We start from the raw sequence: 18,087 nt of genomic DNA on the forward strand, positions 1-18,087 counted from the left end.
GTCTTATTTCCCGAAAGTGAAGCGACCGCCCCGAAGGCGGTCGCAATCCAGCGTCTTATTCCGCGTCTGTCGGCGGGGTATCCGTCGACTCGGCGTCATCTCCCGCCTGCACCTGTTCGTCGGTGCTCAGCGCCTCTTCGTCCAGCTCATCCTGCACCACGACGACCTCTTCCGGCTCGTCGACACGCACCGTCGTCACCAGACGCTCCTCTTCCGCGGTGCGGATCAAGGTCACGCCCTGGGTGTTGCGCGAGGTGGTGGACACCTCGGCGACGCGGGTACGTACCAGGGTGCCGCGGTCGGTGATCAGCATCAGTTCGTCGTTGTCGCTGACCTGCACCGCGCTGACCAGATCACCGTTGCGCTCGCTGGTCTGCATCGCGATCACGCCCTGGCCACCACGGCCACGCAGCGGGAACTCTTCCAGACGCGTGCGCTTGCCGAAGCCATTGGCGGACGCGGTCAGGATGTAGCACTGCGGCACCTCACCGCTGGCGACGCCGTCTTCCGACACGCCCTCGGTGGTTGCCACATCAGCGCTCTCGACGCCTTCCGCCGTCGCGTCCGCGGCGTCATCGACCTCGATCTCGTTGTCATCGATCGCGGTGGTGCGCGGAATGATCAGGCTGATGACCTGTGCATCGTCGAGCAGACGCATGCCGCGCACACCACGGGCAGTACGGCCCATCACGCGCACGTTCTGCTCTTCGAAGCGGATCGCCTTGCCGTTGGAGGACACCAGCATGACGTGGTCGGAACCGGACGTGATGTCGGCGCCGATCAGACGGTCACCTTCCTCGATGTCCAGCGCGATCAGGCCGACACTGCGCGGACGCGAGAACTGGCTCAGCGCGGTGCGCTTGACCGTGCCGTTGGCGGTGGCGAAGAAGATGTAGCTGTCGGCGGCGTAATCGCGCACCGGCAGGATGGTGGTGACCCACTCGCCGTCGTCCAGCGGAATCAGGTTGACCAGCGGCTTGCCGCGCGAGCCACGTGACGCCTGCGGCATCTCGTAGACCTTGAGCCAGTACACCTTGCCCTTGTTGGAGAACAGCAGCACGGTGTCGTGGGTCGAGGCGACCAGCAGGTGCTCGATGACATCCTCATCCTTCATCGAGGTGGCGGACTTGCCGCGGCCACCACGCTTCTGGGCCTGGTAGTCAGACAGCGGCTGGGTCTTGGCATAGCCGCTGCGCGAGACCGTCACCACCATGTCTTCCTCGTTGATGAGGTCTTCGATGGTCAGGTCACGACGGCTGGTCATGATCTCGGTGCGGCGTTCATCGGCGTACTGGGCACGCACTTCGCGCAGCTCTTCGCGGATGACTTCCATCAGGCGGTCGGCAGAGGACAGGATCTCCATCAGCTCGGCGATGCGCTCGAGGATGGAGGAGTACTCGGCCAGCAGCTTCTCGGTCTCGAGACCGGTCAGGCGATGCAGACGCAGCTCGAGGATGGCCTGGGCCTGGGCCGGCGACAGACGGTAGTGCTTGGCGTCTTCAGACAGCCCCAGACCTTCCGGCAGATCTTCCGGACGGCAGGAAGTGGCACCGGCGCGCTCGAGCATCTCGACCACCTGACCCGGCTGCCATTCACGATCGACCAGCTTTTCCTTGGCTTCCGCCGCGCTCGGCGAGCCCTTGATCAGCTCGATCACCTCGTCGATGTTCGAGATCGCCACCGCCAGACCTTCAAGAATGTGGCCACGTTCACGCGCCTTCTTGAGTTCGAACAGGGTACGACGGGTAACGACTTCACGACGGTGACGCACGAAGGATTCCAGAATCTGCTTGAGATTCAGGATCTTCGGCTGACCTTCGTGCAGCGCGACCATGTTGATGCCGAACACGGTCTCAAGCTGGGTCTGGGAGAAGAGGTTGTTGACGACCACTTCACCGGACTCGCCACGCTTGGTCTCGATGACCACGCGCAGACCGTCCTTGTCGGACTCGTCACGCAGCTCGGCGATGCCCTCGATCTTCTTGTCCTTGACCAGTTCGGCGATCTTCTCGATCAGACGCGCCTTGTTCACCTGGTAGGGGAGCTCGGTGATGATGATGTGATCACGACCGTTCTTGTCGTTGTGCTCGATGGTATGCACGGCACGCACGTAGATACGACCACGACCGGTGCGGTAGGCATCGAGGATGCCGGCACGGCCGTTGATGATACCGGCGGTCGGGAAGTCCGGCCCCGGGATGAATTCCATCAGCTCATCGATGGTCAGATCGCCGTTGTCGATCAGCGCCAGACAGCCGTCGATGACCTCGCCCATGTTATGGGGCGGGATGTTGGTGGCCATGCCCACGGCGATACCGGAGGAGCCATTGACCAGCAGGTTCGGGGTCTTGGTCGGCAGCACGGCAGGAATGCGCTCGGTGCCGTCATAGTTGTCGACCCAATCGACGGTGTCCTTCTCGAGGTCGGCCAGCAGCTCGTGCGCCAGGCGCGCCATGCGCACCTCGGTGTAACGCATCGCCGCGGCGCTGTCGCCATCGATGGAACCGAAGTTGCCCTGACCATCCACCAGCACATAACGCATGGAGAAGTGCTGGGCCATGCGGACGATGGTGTCGTAGACCGCACTGTCACCGTGCGGGTGGTATTTACCGATCACATCGCCGACGACACGGGCAGATTTCTTGTAGGCCTTGTTCCAGTCATTGTTCAGCTCGTGCATCGCGAACAGTACGCGACGGTGAACCGGTTTGAGGCCATCGCGAACATCCGGCAAGGCACGCCCGATGATGACGCTCATCGCGTAATCGAGATACGACTGCTTGAGCTCGTCCTCGATGTTGACTGGCAGTATCTCTCTGGCGATCTCACCCATGATTCGTCAAATCCTTGAACTCAACTGTTGGCGCCACTGCAGCAACGACGCATGCTCCGTCGGTACTGCAGCGCGGCAGTGGCGTGAAGCAGACACGGGGTGCCAGCTCCGCGGCACCGAAGTGGCGGCATTATATCACTTGCGAGCGCGCCTAGCAGCTCACACGACGCCGCAAGGACACCTCAGTACGGTAGTACGGCCGTCAATATGCGCGGCCTGCTGGCTCATGCCTCGCCGCTGAGGGGCGATCAGGCCGTTTCTTCACTGACCAACGCGCCCAGCAGCGCGCCGATCTCGCCGTCCAGCGGCATGGCGCGACCGGTGTCGGTATTCATCAGCACGAAGGTGAAGTCCGCCCTGGAGACCAGCGCCCCGGAACGCGGATGCACCTCGCCCATGCGCCGCTCGCCCAGATGGATCTCCTGACGCATGATCATCTTGCGGCGCCCGAGCTCGGCCAGCCGCGTGGTGATGACCAGCTCATCATGCACGGTGGCGGGATAGTGCCAATCCAGGTTGAGGTTGACCGCCACCATCGCGATACCTTCGCGCTTGAGCGCGGCCAGATCGAGATGCGCGAGCATGAACTCCCAGCGCCCTTCCTCATAGAACTCCAGATAGCGGGCATTGTTGACGTGCCCATAGCCATCCAGATGATAACCACGCACCGTCAGGGTCGTGCGACTGACGACGCCTGCGTGATTGCCGACGTCTGTGTGAGTGCCGACGTCTGTGCGAGTGCCGACATCTGTGTAAGAGCCGACCGCTGCCTGCGGTGGATTGCTGTCGTGTTGCATCCCTGCCTCCCGTCCGTGAAACGATCGCGCCGTATGGCCATCGTCAGCTGATCTTATGCCGGTGACGGACAGAAAAACAAACGCTTGGCTGAATGATGACGCCTGCCCTGCTCGCCATCCCGGCAAGGCGGCTACTCGCCGGGCGGACCCTGCGGTGGCCTCTCGCCGCCCTCCTCGTCGAGGAAGTGCCCCTTCTCGCCCATGAAGCAGCCGAAGATCTGGTTAACCCCCGGCGCCAAGGCGTGATAGTGATAGCCACGCACCGGGTCCGTCTCGCCGCCACACTCATCCAGGTCAGCGGGAACATTGCCGTCGTTGTCCTCTCTGGCATAGATGGCATAGCCATCCAGCGCATAGCCGATCATCGGCGAATGGCCATCTTCCTGAATGCCGATCTCGGAGCAGCCAGTGGCGGTGTGATAGTGATAGCCCTCATGAGGGTTGGCATGCGCGCCACAATCATCGAGCACTCCCAGGGTGTGAGAACTCAGGATCAGCTCCAGCGGCGCCGGCGGGCCGAACAGCACGCCATTGAGCGCCACGCCGGTGTTGGAGCGGCCGGCAAGCGAGGTCGGCTCGGCGGCCGGCACCGGCACCTCGGGAATCACGGCAGTCTTCTCGATGCCACCGCCCAGCTCATCCAGCGGACACTCGAGACAGAAGTTGTCGAAGCCCTCGATGGGGTTCGGGTTCCCCGCCACCTCGCAGCCACGCGCGCCATCGATCACGGTGATCTCGCCCGTGTTGACGTCGTACATCTGCCACTCCTTGTCCTTGTAGAGAGTGGCCAGATTCTTGATGAACTCGCCGTCCACCTGATAGAGGGTGCCCTCGCCATCCATCCAGGTGCCGCCTTCCTGCTCACCGGAGTGGATATTGGGCGGGCAGAAAGGCCCCTCCGGCGAGGTTTGCGGGTCCGCGGGCGCACCGGCCACGCGGAACTGATAGCAGGTCGTCTGCGTGCCGCCGCTCAGGGTGCAGTCGACGGTCTCGACCTCACCGACGATCGCGCCCTCGGCAAACACCTCAGGTTCCAGCCCGAGCGCCGCAGGGGCAGATTCGCCGTCAGCGGCTGCCTCTTTCGTGACCGTTGCACTGGTCTCGGCCGCGCTGGCCGCCTTGTCGTGGGCGTCATGCTCCCCGCTGCAGCCGAACAGCAGCAGGGTCAGCGCCGCCAGCGTCAGTGGTCGTGTCCGTTTCAGCGCGCTCGCGCCTGAAGCTCTGCTCTTCACAAAAGCCTCCACAACCGTCTCCTCAGCAGTCCCCACAGCAGTCTCCACAACAACGTCGTCGATCACTCTGCTGCCCTCCGCGTCTCAAGTCTGATGGTCTATGCCTATAGGTCGATGCCTGCTATTCGATATCTACTGGTCGATGCCTGCTGATCGATATCTGTCGGGCGATACCGCAAACCGCCAGACCGCGCACCGCCAGGTCGACTCAAGACTAGCGCCACAGCGTGCATACAGTATGTCTTTGTGCTCGCGCGCGATGGTCGGCAACCGCAGTGTGACGCAGGGTCACGTCCACGGCGGATGACCCGTCGCATGAGTTTCGCCATAATATGCGCCATTCAGACGGGCAGCCCCCGTTCACCGGACTCAAGGACTGGTCGCATGTGGTTCAAGAACCTGCAACTGTATCGCCTGCACGATAGCGCCCCGCTGGAAGAGGGTCGTCTCGCCGACGCCCTGCCGGAGCATGTCTTCCGCCCGGTCACCGGCGTCGAAGCCAAGCGTATCGGCTGGGTCGCACCGGGCGGCCGCAACAGCGACCTGCTGGTGCACGAGATTCAGGGCCATTTCCTGATCAGCGCCCTGCGCCAGGAGCGCGTACTGCCCTCCGCCGTGGTCAAGGAAGAACTCGAGGAGCGCGTGGCCGAGCGCGAGACCGCCGAAGGCCGTCCGCTGCGTCGCCGCGAGAAGCTGACCCTCAAGGAGCAGATCTACGAGGAGCTGCTGCCGCGCGCCTTCACGCGCTCCTCGCGCACCGACCTGTGGTGGGACAGCCGTCGCGGCCTGATCGCCGTCAACGCCTCGAATGCCAAGCGCGCAGAGGAAGTGCTGGACCTGCTGCGCCAGACACTGGGTACGCTCAAGGTCACGCCGCTGGCCGTCGCGCAGCCGCCTTCCCAGGTGATGACCACCTGGCTCAAGGATGTCAGCTCGCGCCCGGAAGACCTGATCGTCGGTGACCAGGTCGAACTCAAGGCGCCGGGCGGCGAGGATGGCGTGCTGCGTGCACGTCAGTTCGATCTCGACGGCGAGGAAATCCAGACGGCGCTGAATCTGGGCCGTGTGGTCAGCAAGCTGGCGCTGGAAGTCGATGGCCGCGTCGCGCTGGTGCTCGGTGAGGACATGGCGCTCAAGAGCCTCAAGTTCGCCGATGCCGTGGTCGATGAAGCCAACGCCCAGGATGACGGCGAAGACCCCATCCTGCGTCTGGAGACCGACTTCGCGCTGATGGCCCAGGTGCTGTCCGGCGTGATCGAGCAGATGACCGCCTGGCTGGGTGGTGAAGCCCAGCCCGCCAGCTGAGCCTTGGGCCCGCTGCCGACCCTCTCTTTTTTCAGAATGACAAACCCGGATGACGTGCGTCGATGACTGACACTGCAACACCCAAGCCTGCCACGACCAGCGAACAGGACCCGTTCGCCGATATTCGCCCCTACCACGACGACGAGGTAGCGGAGGTGCTGGTACGCCTGGAGCAGGACCGCGAGCTGCTCGACACCCTGACTCGCTTCCGCCTGCCGGGCCTGACCCAGCGTTTCCCGTGGCTGGCACGCCAGGTCGCGCGCCTGGCCATCAAGCGCGAGATGATTGGCGTCAAGGATGTTGCCAGTTTCCAGAGCCGCATCGCCGTCTACATGGCGCGCATGATCCACACCACCACCACCAGCTTCGAGACGGTGGGGCTGGAGCGCCTGTCCCCGGACACGCCGTATCTGTTCCTGTCCAACCATCGCGATATCTCGCTGGACCCGGCCTTCGTCAACTACGCCCTCTATCGTCACGGGCGTGACACGGTGCGCATCGCCATCGGTGACAACCTGCTGCAGAAACCCTTCGTCACCGACCTGATGCGCCTCAACAAGAGCTTCATCGTGCCGCGCTCCGCCAAGGGCAAGCGCGCGATGCTGGCCGCCTACCAGTCGCTGTCGGGCTATATCCGCCACTCGCTGACCCACGACCAGCACTCCATCTGGCTGGCCCAGCGTGAAGGGCGCGCCAAGGATGGCCGTGATGGCACCGAGAGTGCCATCATCAAGATGCTGACCATGGCGGCGCGCACCGCCGACAAGACGCGTCCGTTCAGCGAGGCGGTCAGCGAGCTCAACATCGTGCCGGTGTCGATCAGCTACGAGTTCGACCCCTGTGACCTGCAGAAAGCGCGTGAGCTGGCGGCCGTCGCCAATGAAGGCCGTTACGAGAAGGTGCAGTACGAGGACATCAAGTCCATCGCGGCGGGTATCAGCGGGCACAAGGGGCGCGTCAAGCTGGTGTTCGGCGAGCCGCTCAAGGGCGACTTCGAGACCCCGGAAGACGTGGTGAAGGAAGTCGACCGCCAAGTGCTGGCCTACTACACCCTCTACCCGAGCCATCAGCTGGCACTCGAGAAGCTGGCCGCCAGCCGCCCGCAGCTGCGTGAGGAGCCGCGCCTGGCCTCGGCGCTGGATGTCTCGGCCATCAGCGGTGCCGAGCGCGCCACCTTCGAGAACCGCCTCGCAGAGGTGCCCGCAGAGCTCAAGGACTGGTGGCTGGTGCAATACGCCAACCCGATCCTCAATCGCGAAGGGCTCTCCATCGATCTCGATGAAAAGCTCGATGCCGCCGAGGCGACGGACGGCGAGAAGGTCGCTCAGTAAGCCAGCACTGCGGAGCAAGACACTTGAGTCTTGTACCTGCCACGAAAAAGCCACCGTCAATCGACGGTGGCTTTTTCGTGGGCTGCTACTTGCGCCAGAAGCTGGGCGAGAACAGCACCAGCACGGTCAATATCTCGAGACGCCCCATCAGCATGCCGATGCACAGCAACCACTTGGCGCTGTCCGGCAGGCTCGAGAAGTTGCCCGCCGGGCCGATGATCTCACCCAGCCCCGGGCCGACGTTGGTGACGGCCGTGGCGGCGCCGGTCACCGCGGTGATCAGGTCCAGCCCGATGAACGACAGCGCCAGCGCCAGGCCACCGATGGTGATGAAGAAGAAGAACGAGAAGGCGATCACGGCGCGCACCACCTCATCGGGCAGCGCGCGACCGTTGTAGCGCTGCGAGAAGACGCCATTGGCATGGATCAACGAGCGCAGATGGTTGCCGAGCATGATCAGGCCGATCTGCAGGCGGAAGATCTTCATGCCGCCGCTGGTCGAGCCGCTGCAGCCTCCGACGAAGGTCAGATAGAAGAAGGCCACCACCGCAAAGGACCCCCAGGCACTGTAGTCGTCGCTGGCGTAGCCGGTGGTGGTCACCACCGAGATGACATTGAAGGTCACCTGGGTCAGCGCCGTGAAGATGGCCTCGCCATTGACGACGCGATACAGCGTCAGCAAGGCGATCACCCACCCCAGCAGACGCAGGAAGCCGCGCACCTGGGCATCACGCCACAGGACACCGGCCTGGTCCTGCCAGGCGCGGATGAACAGCACGAAGGGCAGCGCCCCCAGCAACATGAACGCCGACGCCATCCACAGCAGATAGGGCCGGTCGGAATAGACGCCCATCGAGCTGTCGTAATTGGAGAAACCGCCGGTGGCCAGCGACGTCATGCCATGCACCAGCGCATCCAGCCAGTGCATGCCACCGAGCCAGTAACAGACGATGGCCAGCAACGTCAGCCCGACATAGACCAGCCCGATGGCCTTGGCCACGCCACCGGCACGCGGCAGCACCTTGTCGGACCAGTCCGAGGATTCGGTCTGGAACAGGCGCATGCCGCCGACCTTCAGAAACGGCAGGATCGCGATCGCCATCACGATGATGCCGATACCACCGACCCACTGCATCAGGCCGCGCCACAGCTTGAGGCCATCCGAGAGCCCTTCGATGTCAGACAGCACGGTCGAGCCGGTGGTGGTGATCGCCGACACCGATTCGAACACGGCATCGGTCACGCCCAGGTGGGTCGCACCGAAGATCAACGGCAGGCTCGAGTAGGCCGACACCAGCACCCAGCTCAGCGTCGTCAGCACGAACATCGCACGCGGCTTGAGTTGCAGCTCCACCTTGCGCGAGACCGTCAGCATGATGACCGCCGAGCCGAGCGTGATGCCCAGCGAGATCAGAAAGGCGCTGGCATCCGCATCCGCTTCGCCGAGCAACACCAGCAAGGGCGCCAGCATCATCAAGGCCACCACGCATAGCAGCAGGCCGAGTACCCGGATGACCGGCAACCACTCCGAGAGCGAAAGAAGGCGCATCAGCGCCTGCGAGTGCGCTCGGGTCGCCTGCCCTGCGCGAGCACTTGCGCGCGCTCGTCTACGCAGCAGGTCCCGCGAGCCACCCTTCATGCCACCGGCCTGTTGATGACAGTCATCATTGTGCGTCCTCAGCGTTTTACCCCATGACGCCCCGGGCGCCAGTCTCAGTGCGACGATACCCTACACCCTCTTCTGCCGCTGTCCAGCGCCGCCACAGCGGTGACCCGCCGCAGGACATCACACCCCGACACCTCACGTCAGGCGCCTTGTGCCGCCCTGCAAGCTGCTATCCTGCCAACGACACGCGTAGCCACGCCGCCTGCTCAGTGCCAACACGCCTGAGTCCGGTTGGGCTGCCCAACCCCTGTGCGGTACACTGAGGCCCCAATATGGCAACGATGCGTTCACGGACAAGAACCTCATGCGTCTGACTGATTGGCGAGCCTGGCAGGCGAGTGCGTCCCGCACCGCCCACGACAGCCGCGTAGATATCACCCCCTCCCCGCGTGCCGAGCAAGTCCCGGCCATGCAGCGTCGTCGACTCAGCCCGGTCGGCCAGGCCTGCTGCAAGCTGCTGTTCGCGCTCGACCCTGACGCCGACCTGCCTATCATCCATGCCTCGCGCCATGGCGATACCGGCAAGATTCTCGCCCTGCTGGACGCCGCCACCCAGTCCGACGAAGCCCTGTCACCGGCGCGCTTCTCGCTCTCGGTGCACAACGCCGTGCTGGGCATGTACTCGATCACCGGCAAGTCCCATCAGCCGCTGGAAGCCCTCGCCGCCTGTGGCAACGAATTCGAGGCGCTGATGAGCGAGGCGCTCGGCTATCTGAGCGAGCGCGGGGACGTCATCGTGCTGTTCTCCGATATCGCCGCGCCGGAGGCCTTCCTGCTCCACGGTGACTACCCGGCCTGCGCCAGCGCCGTCGCCCTGCGCCTGAGCCGCAGCAGTGACGATGACAGCGCATGGACACTGAGCGCTACGCCTGGCGAATCGTTGACGGACAGCGCCCCGACGCCGCTTGAGGTCATCGCCTGGCTCGAGCAGGCCGGGGCTGAGACGCTCCCCTGTCGTCGCCATCACTGGCAGCTGAGCCGCGCTCACGCCGCCTCACCGACGCCGCCAGCAGACTGATGCCACGCATGCTGTCGTCTCCCCTCGGGCGCCTGTGGCGTGGCATCGCTACGGCCATCAGCTTCCTGACCTTCGGGCTGGGCGGCTTGCTGGTGGGGGGAATGTGGCCCCTGCTGACACTGGTGGTACGCCGCCCCGACAAGCGACAGAAGCTCGCGCGCAGCATCATCCATCACTGCATGCGCGGCTTCGTGGGCCTGATGCGCGGCCTGGGCGTGCTCGACTATCGCCTGCACGACTGCGAGCGTCTGCAACGTCCCGGCCTGCTGGTGCTGGCCAATCACCCGACGCTGATCGACGTGGTCTTCCTGCTCGCGCTGATTCCCCACGCCGACTGCGTGGTCAAGGGACGGCTGGCACGCAACCCCTTCACCCGTGGCCCCATCCGCGCCGCTGGCTACATCACCAATGAAGAGCCGCAGGGCGTGCTCGAGGCCGCCGGCGCGAGCCTGGCGCGCGGCAATGCCTTGATCCTGTTTCCGGAAGGCACGCGCAGCGTGCCCGGGCGCGCGCTGAAATTCCGCCGCGGCGCCGCCAACATCGCGCTGCGCACGCCAAGCGAGATCACCCCCGTGCTGATCGACTGCCAGCCCAGCACCCTGACCAAGGGCGAGCCCTGGTATCACATCCCGGCCCGACGGGTGATGCTCAATATCAAGGTGCTGCCGGACATGACGGCGCATGTCGCACCGCCACCGGCAGCAGAGGATGAGGTGCCGCTGTCACGCGATGCCCGCCAGTTGACGCGCCGCCTGGCCAGCGACTTTGCCGCTGAGCTGGCCGCCTTTCAGCGACGGATTCGCGAGTCATGACAACGCGCTGATCCGCACTGCCCCTGATCTCGATGTTGATCAGATAGCGAGAAAAAGTGATTAAGATATTCGGCCTTCCCGCCGTTAATAAAGCCTGCTGCCATTCATACCGGCCATTATCGGTACGCCGACACGAGGAATACTCATGAGCGATAGCGCCAAGCTGGAACTGGAACTCAAGCAACTGATCATCGACACCCTGGAGCTTGAGGACATCACGCCGGACGACATCGTCGCCGATGAACCGCTGTTCGTGGACGGCCTGGGGCTGGATTCGATTGACGCCCTGGAGCTCGGTCTCGCGCTGCAGAAGCAGTACGGCATCACGCTGGACGCCGAAGCCGAGGACACCCGCGCGCATTTCGCCAGCCTCAATGCCCTGCGTGAACTCGTGGAGGCCCGTCGTGAGCGCTGAGCAACAGACCGCGTCCCGCGAAGAGATCTATGCCCATGTGCGCAGCACCCTGATCGAGCTGTTCGAGATCGATGCCGCTGACATCCACCCCGAGGCGCTGCTCTATGAAGACCTCGACATCGACAGCATCGATGCGGTGGACCTGGTGGTCGAACTCAAGAAGTTCACCGGCCGACGCATCGAAGCCAATGACTTCAAGAGCGTACGCAGCCTCGATGACGTCGTGACCGCCGTCGAGCAGCTGATGCAGCGCCAGGCATGACGTCATTGTCCTCTGGTCGAGGGCGGCGTCCGTCACTGCCAAGGCTGCTGCTCGGCGGGCTGGGCGTCGTGGCCGCCATATGCTGGCCACTGCTGGTCTATGCCCTGCTCTCGCGGCTGACGGCAGACCCGGTGGGCGACGCGACCAGCGGACATGTCTCGCCCTGGGTGTGGGCACTGATCGCGCTGGGCGCCTTGCTGATCCAGCGTCTGCCCTTGCCGTTGATCCTGCGCCTGACGCTGGCCGCGCTGCTGATCGCCATCAGCCTGCTCAGCGAGGCGGAACTGGGGCTGCGCGCCTATCCGGTGCTGGTCAATCTGGCCATGCTCAGCGTGTTCGCCACCAGTCTGTGGCGCGGCATGCCGGTGATCGAGCGCCTGGCGCGTCTGCAGGAGCCTGATCTGCCCGCCGCCGGCGTGCGTTATACCCGCAAGGTCACCCGAGTGTGGTGCGGCTTCTTCGTCTTCAATGCCAGTGTTGCCGCGACCACGGCGCTGTATGCCGACCTCGCGACCTGGACGCTCTACAACGGCCTGGTGAGCTACGTGCTGATGGGGCTGCTGTTCTGCGGCGAATGGCTGGTACGCCGTCGCCTGCGCCGCGCCGATGGCTGAACCTGGTTATCGATGAGCTTGGCTATCGATGAGCTCGGCTATCGATAGCTGAATCCATGTATGGATACGCCCGGCGTGGATACGCCCCCAGATGAATTCGACTTTCTGAAGAGTTGCCTGCCTCACATGTCTGATGCCCGCCAGCCTGCCAGCCGCGCCACCGCACGCTCCACTGAGCAAGACGCCGCCCAGCGCGCCACCTCCCTCATCCATCAGGGTTGGCGCCAGCTCGCCCGACTCGCGCCCGCGGCGCCGGCCTGCTGGCTGGCCAGTCCCGGTCAGCCGCTGCGCCCGCTGAGTCGTGCCGAGCTGATGGCACGCGTCGATGCCTGGCATCAGTGGCTGGACAACCTGCCCGCTGCGCATGCTGGCCGCCGACCCGGCGCACGTTGGGTGCTGTTCCAGCCCACCACACTGGGCGCCTGCGTGCAGCTGCTGGCGCTGTGGGAGCGCGGCATGCTCGCCGTGCTGCCCGGCGATGACCGCCCGGAAACCCTGGCCCGCCTGGCCGAGAGCAGTGATGGCAAACTGCCCGAGACCAGCGCCGCTGGCTGGCCGCCGGAGCAATCCGGAGCTCTCAGCTCTACCGGCACTCTCAGCTCTACCGACTCTGTCGGCTCTACCGCAGCACCGAATACACCGTTCGAGATCACGCCGGACGGCGGGCGTCTCGCGCTGGAGCTCTGCACCTCCGGCTCCACCGGCGAGCCGCTGCGCATCGCCAAGCGCTTCGATCAGCTCGAGGCCGAACTGGCCGTGCATCGCGCGCTGTGGCCGCTGGCGACGGACGCTTCAGGCACTGACTCAGCGTCTGAGCCAAGCACAGGCGCCGTCAGCCTCAGCCAGGTCAGTCACCAGCACATCTACGGTCTGCTGGTGTCGCTGCTGCGCCCGCTCAGCGAAGGGGTGCCGTTTCTCAGCGAAGCCTGTCATTACCCGGAGCAGCTGGCCGCCGCCATCGCGCAGCTGTCCGGCCTCGGGCATCGCTGCCAGCTAGTCAGCTCGCCGGCCCAGCTGGCGCGCCTGCCCCAGGCCAGTGACGGGAGCCGCGTGGCGGGCCAGGCTCAGGCTCAGGTGTTGCGGGTCTTCTCTTCAGGTGCCCCGCTGCCGGCCGAGGCCGCCCGCCACGCAGAGAACTGCCTGCAGGCGCCGGTGATCGAGATCTACGGCAGCACCGAAACGGGCGGCATCGCGCATCGCCGCCAGCACGAGACGTCCGACTGGACACCGCTGCCGGAGGTCGAGATCCGCTTCTCGCCCGCCTTCGCGGTGCGCTCGCCGTTTCTGGAGCAGCCGGACCAGTGGTGGCAGCAGGCCGACAACGCCGCGCCAGTGGCGGCTGAAACGTCGTCGCAAGGCGAGCAGCAGGCGGCGCCACGCTTCCAGCTGCTGGGGCGCAGTGATCGGCTGGTCAAGCTGGCCGGCAAGCGGGTCTCGTTGAGCGCGGTGGAGCGCTGCCTCAGCGCGCAAGCGGAGGTGCTGGAAGTACGTTGCCTGCCGATGCCCACCCGCGATCATCGTCTGGGCGCGGTGGTGGTGATGGACGAGAGCGCGCTGCCGCAGGACCACGCCAGCCGCCGTGATCTGATTGCCCGTCTGCGCCGTGCGCTGATGCCGGGTTTCGAGCGCATCGCCCTGCCGCGCTACTGGCGATTCGTCACGCGCCTGCCGCTGAATGCCCAGGGCAAGTTCACGGCGGATTCCGTCGCGCGGCTGTTTGCCGATCTCGACGATCATCGTCTGCCACGCTGGCTGGGCGAAACCTCCAGCGGTCCGCAGCAGCTGACGCTGGAAGCCGAGGTGCCCGACAGCCTGTGCTACCTCGAGGGGCATTTCGCTGACCAGCCACTGGTGCCCGGCGTGGTGATGCTCAAATGGGCTCGCGATCTCGGTCGCCGCCTGCGCCTGGCGGGTGTCGGCGTGCAGGAAAGCCGTTTTCAGCGTCTGGAGCGCATCAAGTTCTCCAACCTGTTGCTGCCGGGCATGCGCTTTACGCTGGCCGCGACACTGGTCGCCGACAGTCACGGCCTGCGCGTCGACTTTCGCCTGGAATCCCGCGCGGGCCTGCACGCCAGTGGCCGCTTGCGCTACGGTGCTGAAACCGATAGCGCGGCTGATAGCTCGCCCCTCAGCCCACCACTCAGTTCGCCCCAGACGACACCCACACCGGAGGCGTCATGAGCCAGCCCCAGGCGCCGATGACCGGCCACACACCCTCTCCCCCCGTCAGCGAGTCGCCACTGCGCGCCTGCGTGGTGATTCCGGTCTACGACCACCCCGCCACCATCGCCGGCGTGTGCGCGGGTCTGGCACCGCTCGGGCTGCCCATCGTGCTGGTGGATGATGGCTGCAGCGCGCCCTGCGCCGAGGTGCTGGATCAGCTGGCGGCCGAGGGTCATCACCTGGTGCGCCGTGAGCAGAATGGCGGCAAGGGCGCTGCCGTGCGCAGCGGCCTGCAGGCTGCCGAGCAGCTCGGCTTCACCCATGCCCTGCAGGTGGATGCCGATGGGCAGCACGACGTCAGTGATCTGCCCGCCTTCCTCAACGGCATGCAGGAAAATCCCGACTGCCTGCAGATCGGCTATCCGCAATACGACGCCAGCGTGCCGCGCATCCGCTTCTATGGCCGCTACGCCTCGCACATCTGGGTGTGGATCAACACCCTGTCGCTGGCCATCCGCGACACCATGTGCGGCGTGCGCCTCTATCCGCTGGCCGCCACCAACCGGCTGCTGGCGCATCATGACTGTGGCGATCGCATGTCCTTCGACACCGAGGTGCTGGTGCGCTGGTACTGGGCCGATGGCGAGGTCGCCAACCTGCCGGTGCATGTCAGCTATCCCACCGGAGGCGTCAGCCACTTCCGCCCCGGTCACGACAACCTGTTGATCAGCGCCATGCACACGCGGCTGTTCCTCGGCATGCTGCTGCGCTCACCGAAACTTGCCTGGCGCACGCTGTCGGGACGCAATGGCAGGACATCATCCACTCATGTCAGTCGCCCCTCGCAGCCTGACGATGCGAAGGGGAAACACGAATGACCCATTGGGCACGCCTGTCGGAAACAGGCTCCACCACTGGCATGCGCCTGATGGTGACGATTCGTCGTCGCCTAGGTGCCTGGCCGTTTCGTATCGCGCTGTTTCCGGTGCTGGTGTGGTACTTCCTGCTGCGCGGGGTGGCGCGGCGTGCCTCCTTCGACTTCCTCAAGCGCCTCGAGCCAGAGCTTGGCGGCGTGCGCCTATGGACGAGAAGCTTCGCCCACTTCATGCAGTTCGGTGAGGCGATCATGGACAAGGTCTCGGCCTGGAGCGGCGAGATTCCGCTGACCTCGCTGACCGGCACCGGCCCGGAAGACCTGCGCGACGCCGCGCTGCGTGGCGAGGGCGGCATCATCCTCGTCGCTCACCACGGCAATCTGGATGTGATCAATGCCATCGGCGAGCGCCACGACATCGATCTGTGCGCGCTGGTGCACACGCGCCACGCCGAGAAGTTCAATCAGCTGCTGGAGCAGGCCACCGGGCGCAAGCCGCCGCAGATGATCGAGGTCAGCGAGATCACGCCTGCCACCGCCATGGCGCTGGGCGATCGGGTCAATCGCGGCGGCTTCGTGGTCATCGCCGCCGACCGCGTGCCGATTCCGCCCACCGCCGACGATGCCAAGGCAGACACCCCTCCAGCAGAAGGCAGCAGACTCGCGTCGCCGGCCAGTGCCGCGGCCTCACCGCGCGTGCTGCACTGTGACTTCATCGATCAGCCCGCGCCCTTCCCGCAGGGGCCCTTCATGCTGGCCGCGCTGCTGCGCTGTCACGTCTATACCCTGAGCTGCATTCGCGAACAGGGCGGCGCCCATCCGCGTTTCCGGGTCGACTTCGCGCCCTTTGATGACAGCCGCGCCGTCAAGCGCAGCGGTCGCGAGGCGTGGATCCAGCAGGCCATGCAGCGTCACGCCCGTCATCTGGAAGCGCGCGTGAAGCGCCATCCGCTGCAGTGGTTCAACTTCTTCGACTTCTGGCATCAGGCGCCTGACAGCACGTCGAATCCAGACAGCGCGTCGGCTCCGAAACAGGACGCCTGAGCCGCGCCGGGCCTGCGGCAACGCTGCTTCGCGCCCGGCTCTGCGGCCTTCACCTTGTTCGCTCTTCACGTTCAGCGCATTTTCACGCTTCTCTCTTCGCCAGGTACCTCGTCATGTCACAGCCCGCCACCTCTTCCTCCGCCCTGATTCTCGACGGCAGTGATATCACCCTCGAGCAGTTGATCGATGTCGCCGAAGGCCGCCGTGAGGTGCGCCTGACTTCGGATGCCGCCTTCCGCGCCCGTATCGAGGCCGGCCCGGCCCTGCTGGAACGCCTGCTGGAGGAAGAAGGCGTGGTCTACGGCGTCACCACCGGTTACGGCGATTCCGTGACGCGTGCCGTGCAGGGGGCAGAGGACCTCGAAGCCCTGCCGCGCCATCTCTATACCTTCCACGGCTGTGGCATGGGCGCGGACCTGGATGTGGTCAGCAGTCGCGCGGTGGTGATGGTGCGCCTCGTCTCGCTGTGCCGTGGTGTCTCCGGGGTCAGCATGGCGCTGCTGGAGCGCCTCGTATGGCTGCTCAATCACGACATCCTGCCGCGCATTCCCGAAGAAGGCTCGGTGGGAGCCAGCGGCGATCTCACCCCGCTTTCCTATGTCGCCGCCGTGCTGTGTGGCGAGCGTGAGGTCTGGGTGCGCCCCGGCGCAGGCCAGCCCCACGCGCTGCGCCCGACGGCCGAGGTCTTCGCGGCACACGGCCTGACGCCCTATGTGCTGCGCCCCAAGGAAGGCCTGGCGCTGATGAACGGCACCGCCGTGATGACGGCTCTCGCCGCGCTGGCCTATGGCCGCACCTGCTACCTCAGCCGCCTGAGCGCGCGCATCACCGCCCTCAGCGTGCAGGCGCTGGAAGGCAACCCCTACCACTTCGATGCCGACCTGTTCGCCGCCAAGCCGCACCCCGGTCAAGCCCGCGTGGCCCAGTGGCTGCGCGATGATCTGGCCCACCCGGCGGCACCGGAAGTCGACGCCACGCCGATCAACTCGCCGCGTCTGCAGGACCGCTACTCGACGCGCTGCGCGCCCCACGTCATCGGCGTGGTCGAGGACAGCCTCAGCTGGTGGCGCAGCTTCCTGGAGACCGAGCTCAACAGCGCCAACGACAACCCGCTGATCGATGTCGAGGCCGGCAAGATTCTCCACGGCGGCCACTTCTATGGCGGCCATGTGGCGATGGTGATGGACAGCCTCAAGACGGCGGTCGCCAACCTGGCTGACCTGCTCGACCGCCAGCTGGCACTGCTGGTCGACAGCCGCTACAACCGTGGCCTGCCCAGCAATCTCAGCGGTGCCACGCCCGAACGCGCGCCGCTCAATCATGGCTACAAGGCGGTACAGATCGGCGCCTCGGCCTGGACGGCGGAAGCCCTCAAGCTGACCATGCCCGCCAGCGTCTTCTCGCGCTCCACCGAGTGCCACAATCAGGACAAGGTCAGCATGGGCACCATCGCCGCGCGGGATGCGCTGCGCGTGCTGACACTGGTGGAACAGGTCGCCGCCGCCACCCTGCACGCCGCCGTGCAGGGCAGCGAGCAACGCGCCGACATCACGGGTCAAGCCGCCACGCCGCCCAGACTGGCCGCCTTCACCCGTGAACTGCGTGAAGACATCGCGCCCCTCGAGGAAGATCGCGGTCTGGAAGCCGACCTGCGCCTGCTGTGCGCGCGCATCCGTGAGCGCCATTGGGCCCTGAGCGCCGGCGAGGCCAACGCATGAACG

Annotated in this window: 15 protein-coding genes; 11 read left to right on the top strand and 4 right to left on the bottom strand. The window is 65.4% G+C overall.

Features of this window, described 5'->3' with window-relative positions; genetic code table 11:
• Positions 1-55 precede the first annotated feature (55 nt).
• The 3 genes from gyrA to U0O11_RS13555 all read right to left on the bottom strand — a co-directional run bounded on the left by gyrA (position 56) and on the right by U0O11_RS13555 (position 4,862).
• Positions 56-2,833, bottom strand: coding sequence for a DNA gyrase subunit A (gene gyrA / locus U0O11_RS13545; protein WP_225347139.1), 2,778 nt, complete (start codon positions 2,831-2,833; stop codon positions 56-58).
• Positions 2,834-3,081: 248 nt separating this feature from the next.
• Positions 3,082-3,630, bottom strand: coding sequence for an acyl-CoA thioesterase (locus U0O11_RS13550; protein WP_225347140.1), 549 nt, complete (start codon positions 3,628-3,630; stop codon positions 3,082-3,084).
• 131 nt (positions 3,631-3,761) lie between these two features.
• Positions 3,762-4,862 (bottom strand): YHYH protein, encoded by a 1,101-nt coding sequence (locus tag U0O11_RS13555; protein ID WP_225347141.1) that lies wholly within the window; start codon positions 4,860-4,862, stop codon positions 3,762-3,764.
• Between the two features lie 384 nt (positions 4,863-5,246).
• Between U0O11_RS13555 and U0O11_RS13560 the strand changes: the two genes are divergently transcribed.
• Positions 5,247-6,167, top strand: a complete 921-nt coding sequence (locus U0O11_RS13560) for a recombination-associated protein RdgC (protein WP_043331446.1) — start codon at positions 5,247-5,249, stop codon at positions 6,165-6,167.
• Positions 6,168-6,229: 62 nt separating this feature from the next.
• A complete protein-coding gene (locus U0O11_RS13565) occupies positions 6,230-7,498 on the top strand; it encodes a 1-acyl-sn-glycerol-3-phosphate acyltransferase (RefSeq protein WP_225347142.1) in 1,269 nt (422 codons plus the stop codon).
• Between the two features lie 85 nt (positions 7,499-7,583).
• Here U0O11_RS13565 and U0O11_RS13570 read toward each other — a convergent pair whose 3' ends face one another.
• Positions 7,584-9,047 (bottom strand): TrkH family potassium uptake protein, encoded by a 1,464-nt coding sequence (locus tag U0O11_RS13570; RefSeq protein WP_225347143.1) that lies wholly within the window; start codon positions 9,045-9,047, stop codon positions 7,584-7,586.
• Between the two features lie 421 nt (positions 9,048-9,468).
• On the opposite strand from U0O11_RS13570, the gene U0O11_RS13575 reads away from it, so the two are divergent.
• The 9 genes from U0O11_RS13575 (at position 9,469) to U0O11_RS13615 (ending at position 18,084) form a co-directional block, all read left to right on the top strand.
• Positions 9,469-10,182, top strand: a complete 714-nt coding sequence (locus U0O11_RS13575) for a beta-ketoacyl synthase chain length factor (protein ID WP_225347144.1) — start codon at positions 9,469-9,471, stop codon at positions 10,180-10,182.
• Positions 10,183-10,190: 8 nt separating this feature from the next.
• Complete coding sequence (locus U0O11_RS13580; protein ID WP_225347145.1) at positions 10,191-10,994, top strand: lysophospholipid acyltransferase family protein; 804 nt, start codon at positions 10,191-10,193, stop codon at positions 10,992-10,994.
• Between the two features lie 145 nt (positions 10,995-11,139).
• Entirely contained in the window at positions 11,140-11,409 is a 270-nt protein-coding gene (locus U0O11_RS13585) for a phosphopantetheine-binding protein (protein ID WP_043331448.1), read from the top strand.
• Complete coding sequence (locus tag U0O11_RS13590; protein ID WP_043331449.1) at positions 11,399-11,671, top strand: acyl carrier protein; 273 nt, start codon at positions 11,399-11,401, stop codon at positions 11,669-11,671. The genes U0O11_RS13585 and U0O11_RS13590 overlap by 11 nt, the downstream gene beginning before the upstream one ends.
• Positions 11,668-12,285, top strand: a complete 618-nt coding sequence (locus tag U0O11_RS13595) for a hypothetical protein (RefSeq protein WP_225347146.1) — start codon at positions 11,668-11,670, stop codon at positions 12,283-12,285. The genes U0O11_RS13590 and U0O11_RS13595 overlap by 4 nt, the downstream gene beginning before the upstream one ends.
• A gap of 126 nt (positions 12,286-12,411) precedes the next feature.
• The gene (locus tag U0O11_RS13600; protein WP_225347147.1) at positions 12,412-14,466 is read left to right on the top strand and encodes an AMP-binding protein; all 2,055 of its coding nucleotides are present in this window, start codon (positions 12,412-12,414) and stop codon (positions 14,464-14,466) included.
• A complete protein-coding gene (locus U0O11_RS13605; protein ID WP_225347148.1) occupies positions 14,463-15,326 on the top strand; it encodes a glycosyltransferase family 2 protein in 864 nt (287 codons plus the stop codon). The genes U0O11_RS13600 and U0O11_RS13605 overlap by 4 nt, the downstream gene beginning before the upstream one ends.
• Positions 15,323-16,366 (top strand): glycosyl transferase, encoded by a 1,044-nt coding sequence (locus U0O11_RS13610; RefSeq protein ID WP_225347149.1) that lies wholly within the window; start codon positions 15,323-15,325, stop codon positions 16,364-16,366. The genes U0O11_RS13605 and U0O11_RS13610 overlap by 4 nt, the downstream gene beginning before the upstream one ends.
• A 113-nt stretch (positions 16,367-16,479) precedes the next feature.
• The gene (locus U0O11_RS13615; protein ID WP_225347150.1) at positions 16,480-18,084 is read left to right on the top strand and encodes an HAL/PAL/TAL family ammonia-lyase; all 1,605 of its coding nucleotides are present in this window, start codon (positions 16,480-16,482) and stop codon (positions 18,082-18,084) included.
• Positions 18,085-18,087: the final 3 nt, after the last annotated feature.

The organism is Cobetia sp. D5 (assembly GCF_035666195.1).
Classification (GTDB): Bacteria; Pseudomonadota; Gammaproteobacteria; order Pseudomonadales; family Halomonadaceae; genus Cobetia; species Cobetia amphilecti.

Excerpts from the sequence above, each read along its gene's own strand:
- gyrA (WP_225347139.1), bottom strand. The coding sequence starts at position 2,833 with ATGGGTGAGATCGCCAGAGAGATACTGCCAGTCAACATCGAGGACGAG.
- U0O11_RS13550 (WP_225347140.1), bottom strand. The coding sequence starts at position 3,630 with ATGCAACACGACAGCAATCCACCGCAGGCAGCGGTCGGCTCTTACACA.
- U0O11_RS13560 (WP_043331446.1), top strand. The coding sequence starts at position 5,247 with ATGTGGTTCAAGAACCTGCAACTGTATCGCCTGCACGATAGCGCCCCG.
- U0O11_RS13565 (WP_225347142.1), top strand. The coding sequence starts at position 6,230 with ATGACTGACACTGCAACACCCAAGCCTGCCACGACCAGCGAACAGGAC.
- U0O11_RS13570 (WP_225347143.1), bottom strand. The coding sequence starts at position 9,047 with ATGCGCCTTCTTTCGCTCTCGGAGTGGTTGCCGGTCATCCGGGTACTC.
- U0O11_RS13575 (WP_225347144.1), top strand. The coding sequence starts at position 9,469 with ATGCGTCTGACTGATTGGCGAGCCTGGCAGGCGAGTGCGTCCCGCACC.
- U0O11_RS13580 (WP_225347145.1), top strand. The coding sequence starts at position 10,191 with ATGCTGTCGTCTCCCCTCGGGCGCCTGTGGCGTGGCATCGCTACGGCC.
- U0O11_RS13585 (WP_043331448.1), top strand. The coding sequence starts at position 11,140 with ATGAGCGATAGCGCCAAGCTGGAACTGGAACTCAAGCAACTGATCATC.
- U0O11_RS13595 (WP_225347146.1), top strand. The coding sequence starts at position 11,668 with ATGACGTCATTGTCCTCTGGTCGAGGGCGGCGTCCGTCACTGCCAAGG.
- U0O11_RS13600 (WP_225347147.1), top strand. The coding sequence starts at position 12,412 with ATGTCTGATGCCCGCCAGCCTGCCAGCCGCGCCACCGCACGCTCCACT.
- U0O11_RS13605 (WP_225347148.1), top strand. The coding sequence starts at position 14,463 with ATGAGCCAGCCCCAGGCGCCGATGACCGGCCACACACCCTCTCCCCCC.
- U0O11_RS13610 (WP_225347149.1), top strand. The coding sequence starts at position 15,323 with ATGACCCATTGGGCACGCCTGTCGGAAACAGGCTCCACCACTGGCATG.
- U0O11_RS13615 (WP_225347150.1), top strand. The coding sequence starts at position 16,480 with ATGTCACAGCCCGCCACCTCTTCCTCCGCCCTGATTCTCGACGGCAGT.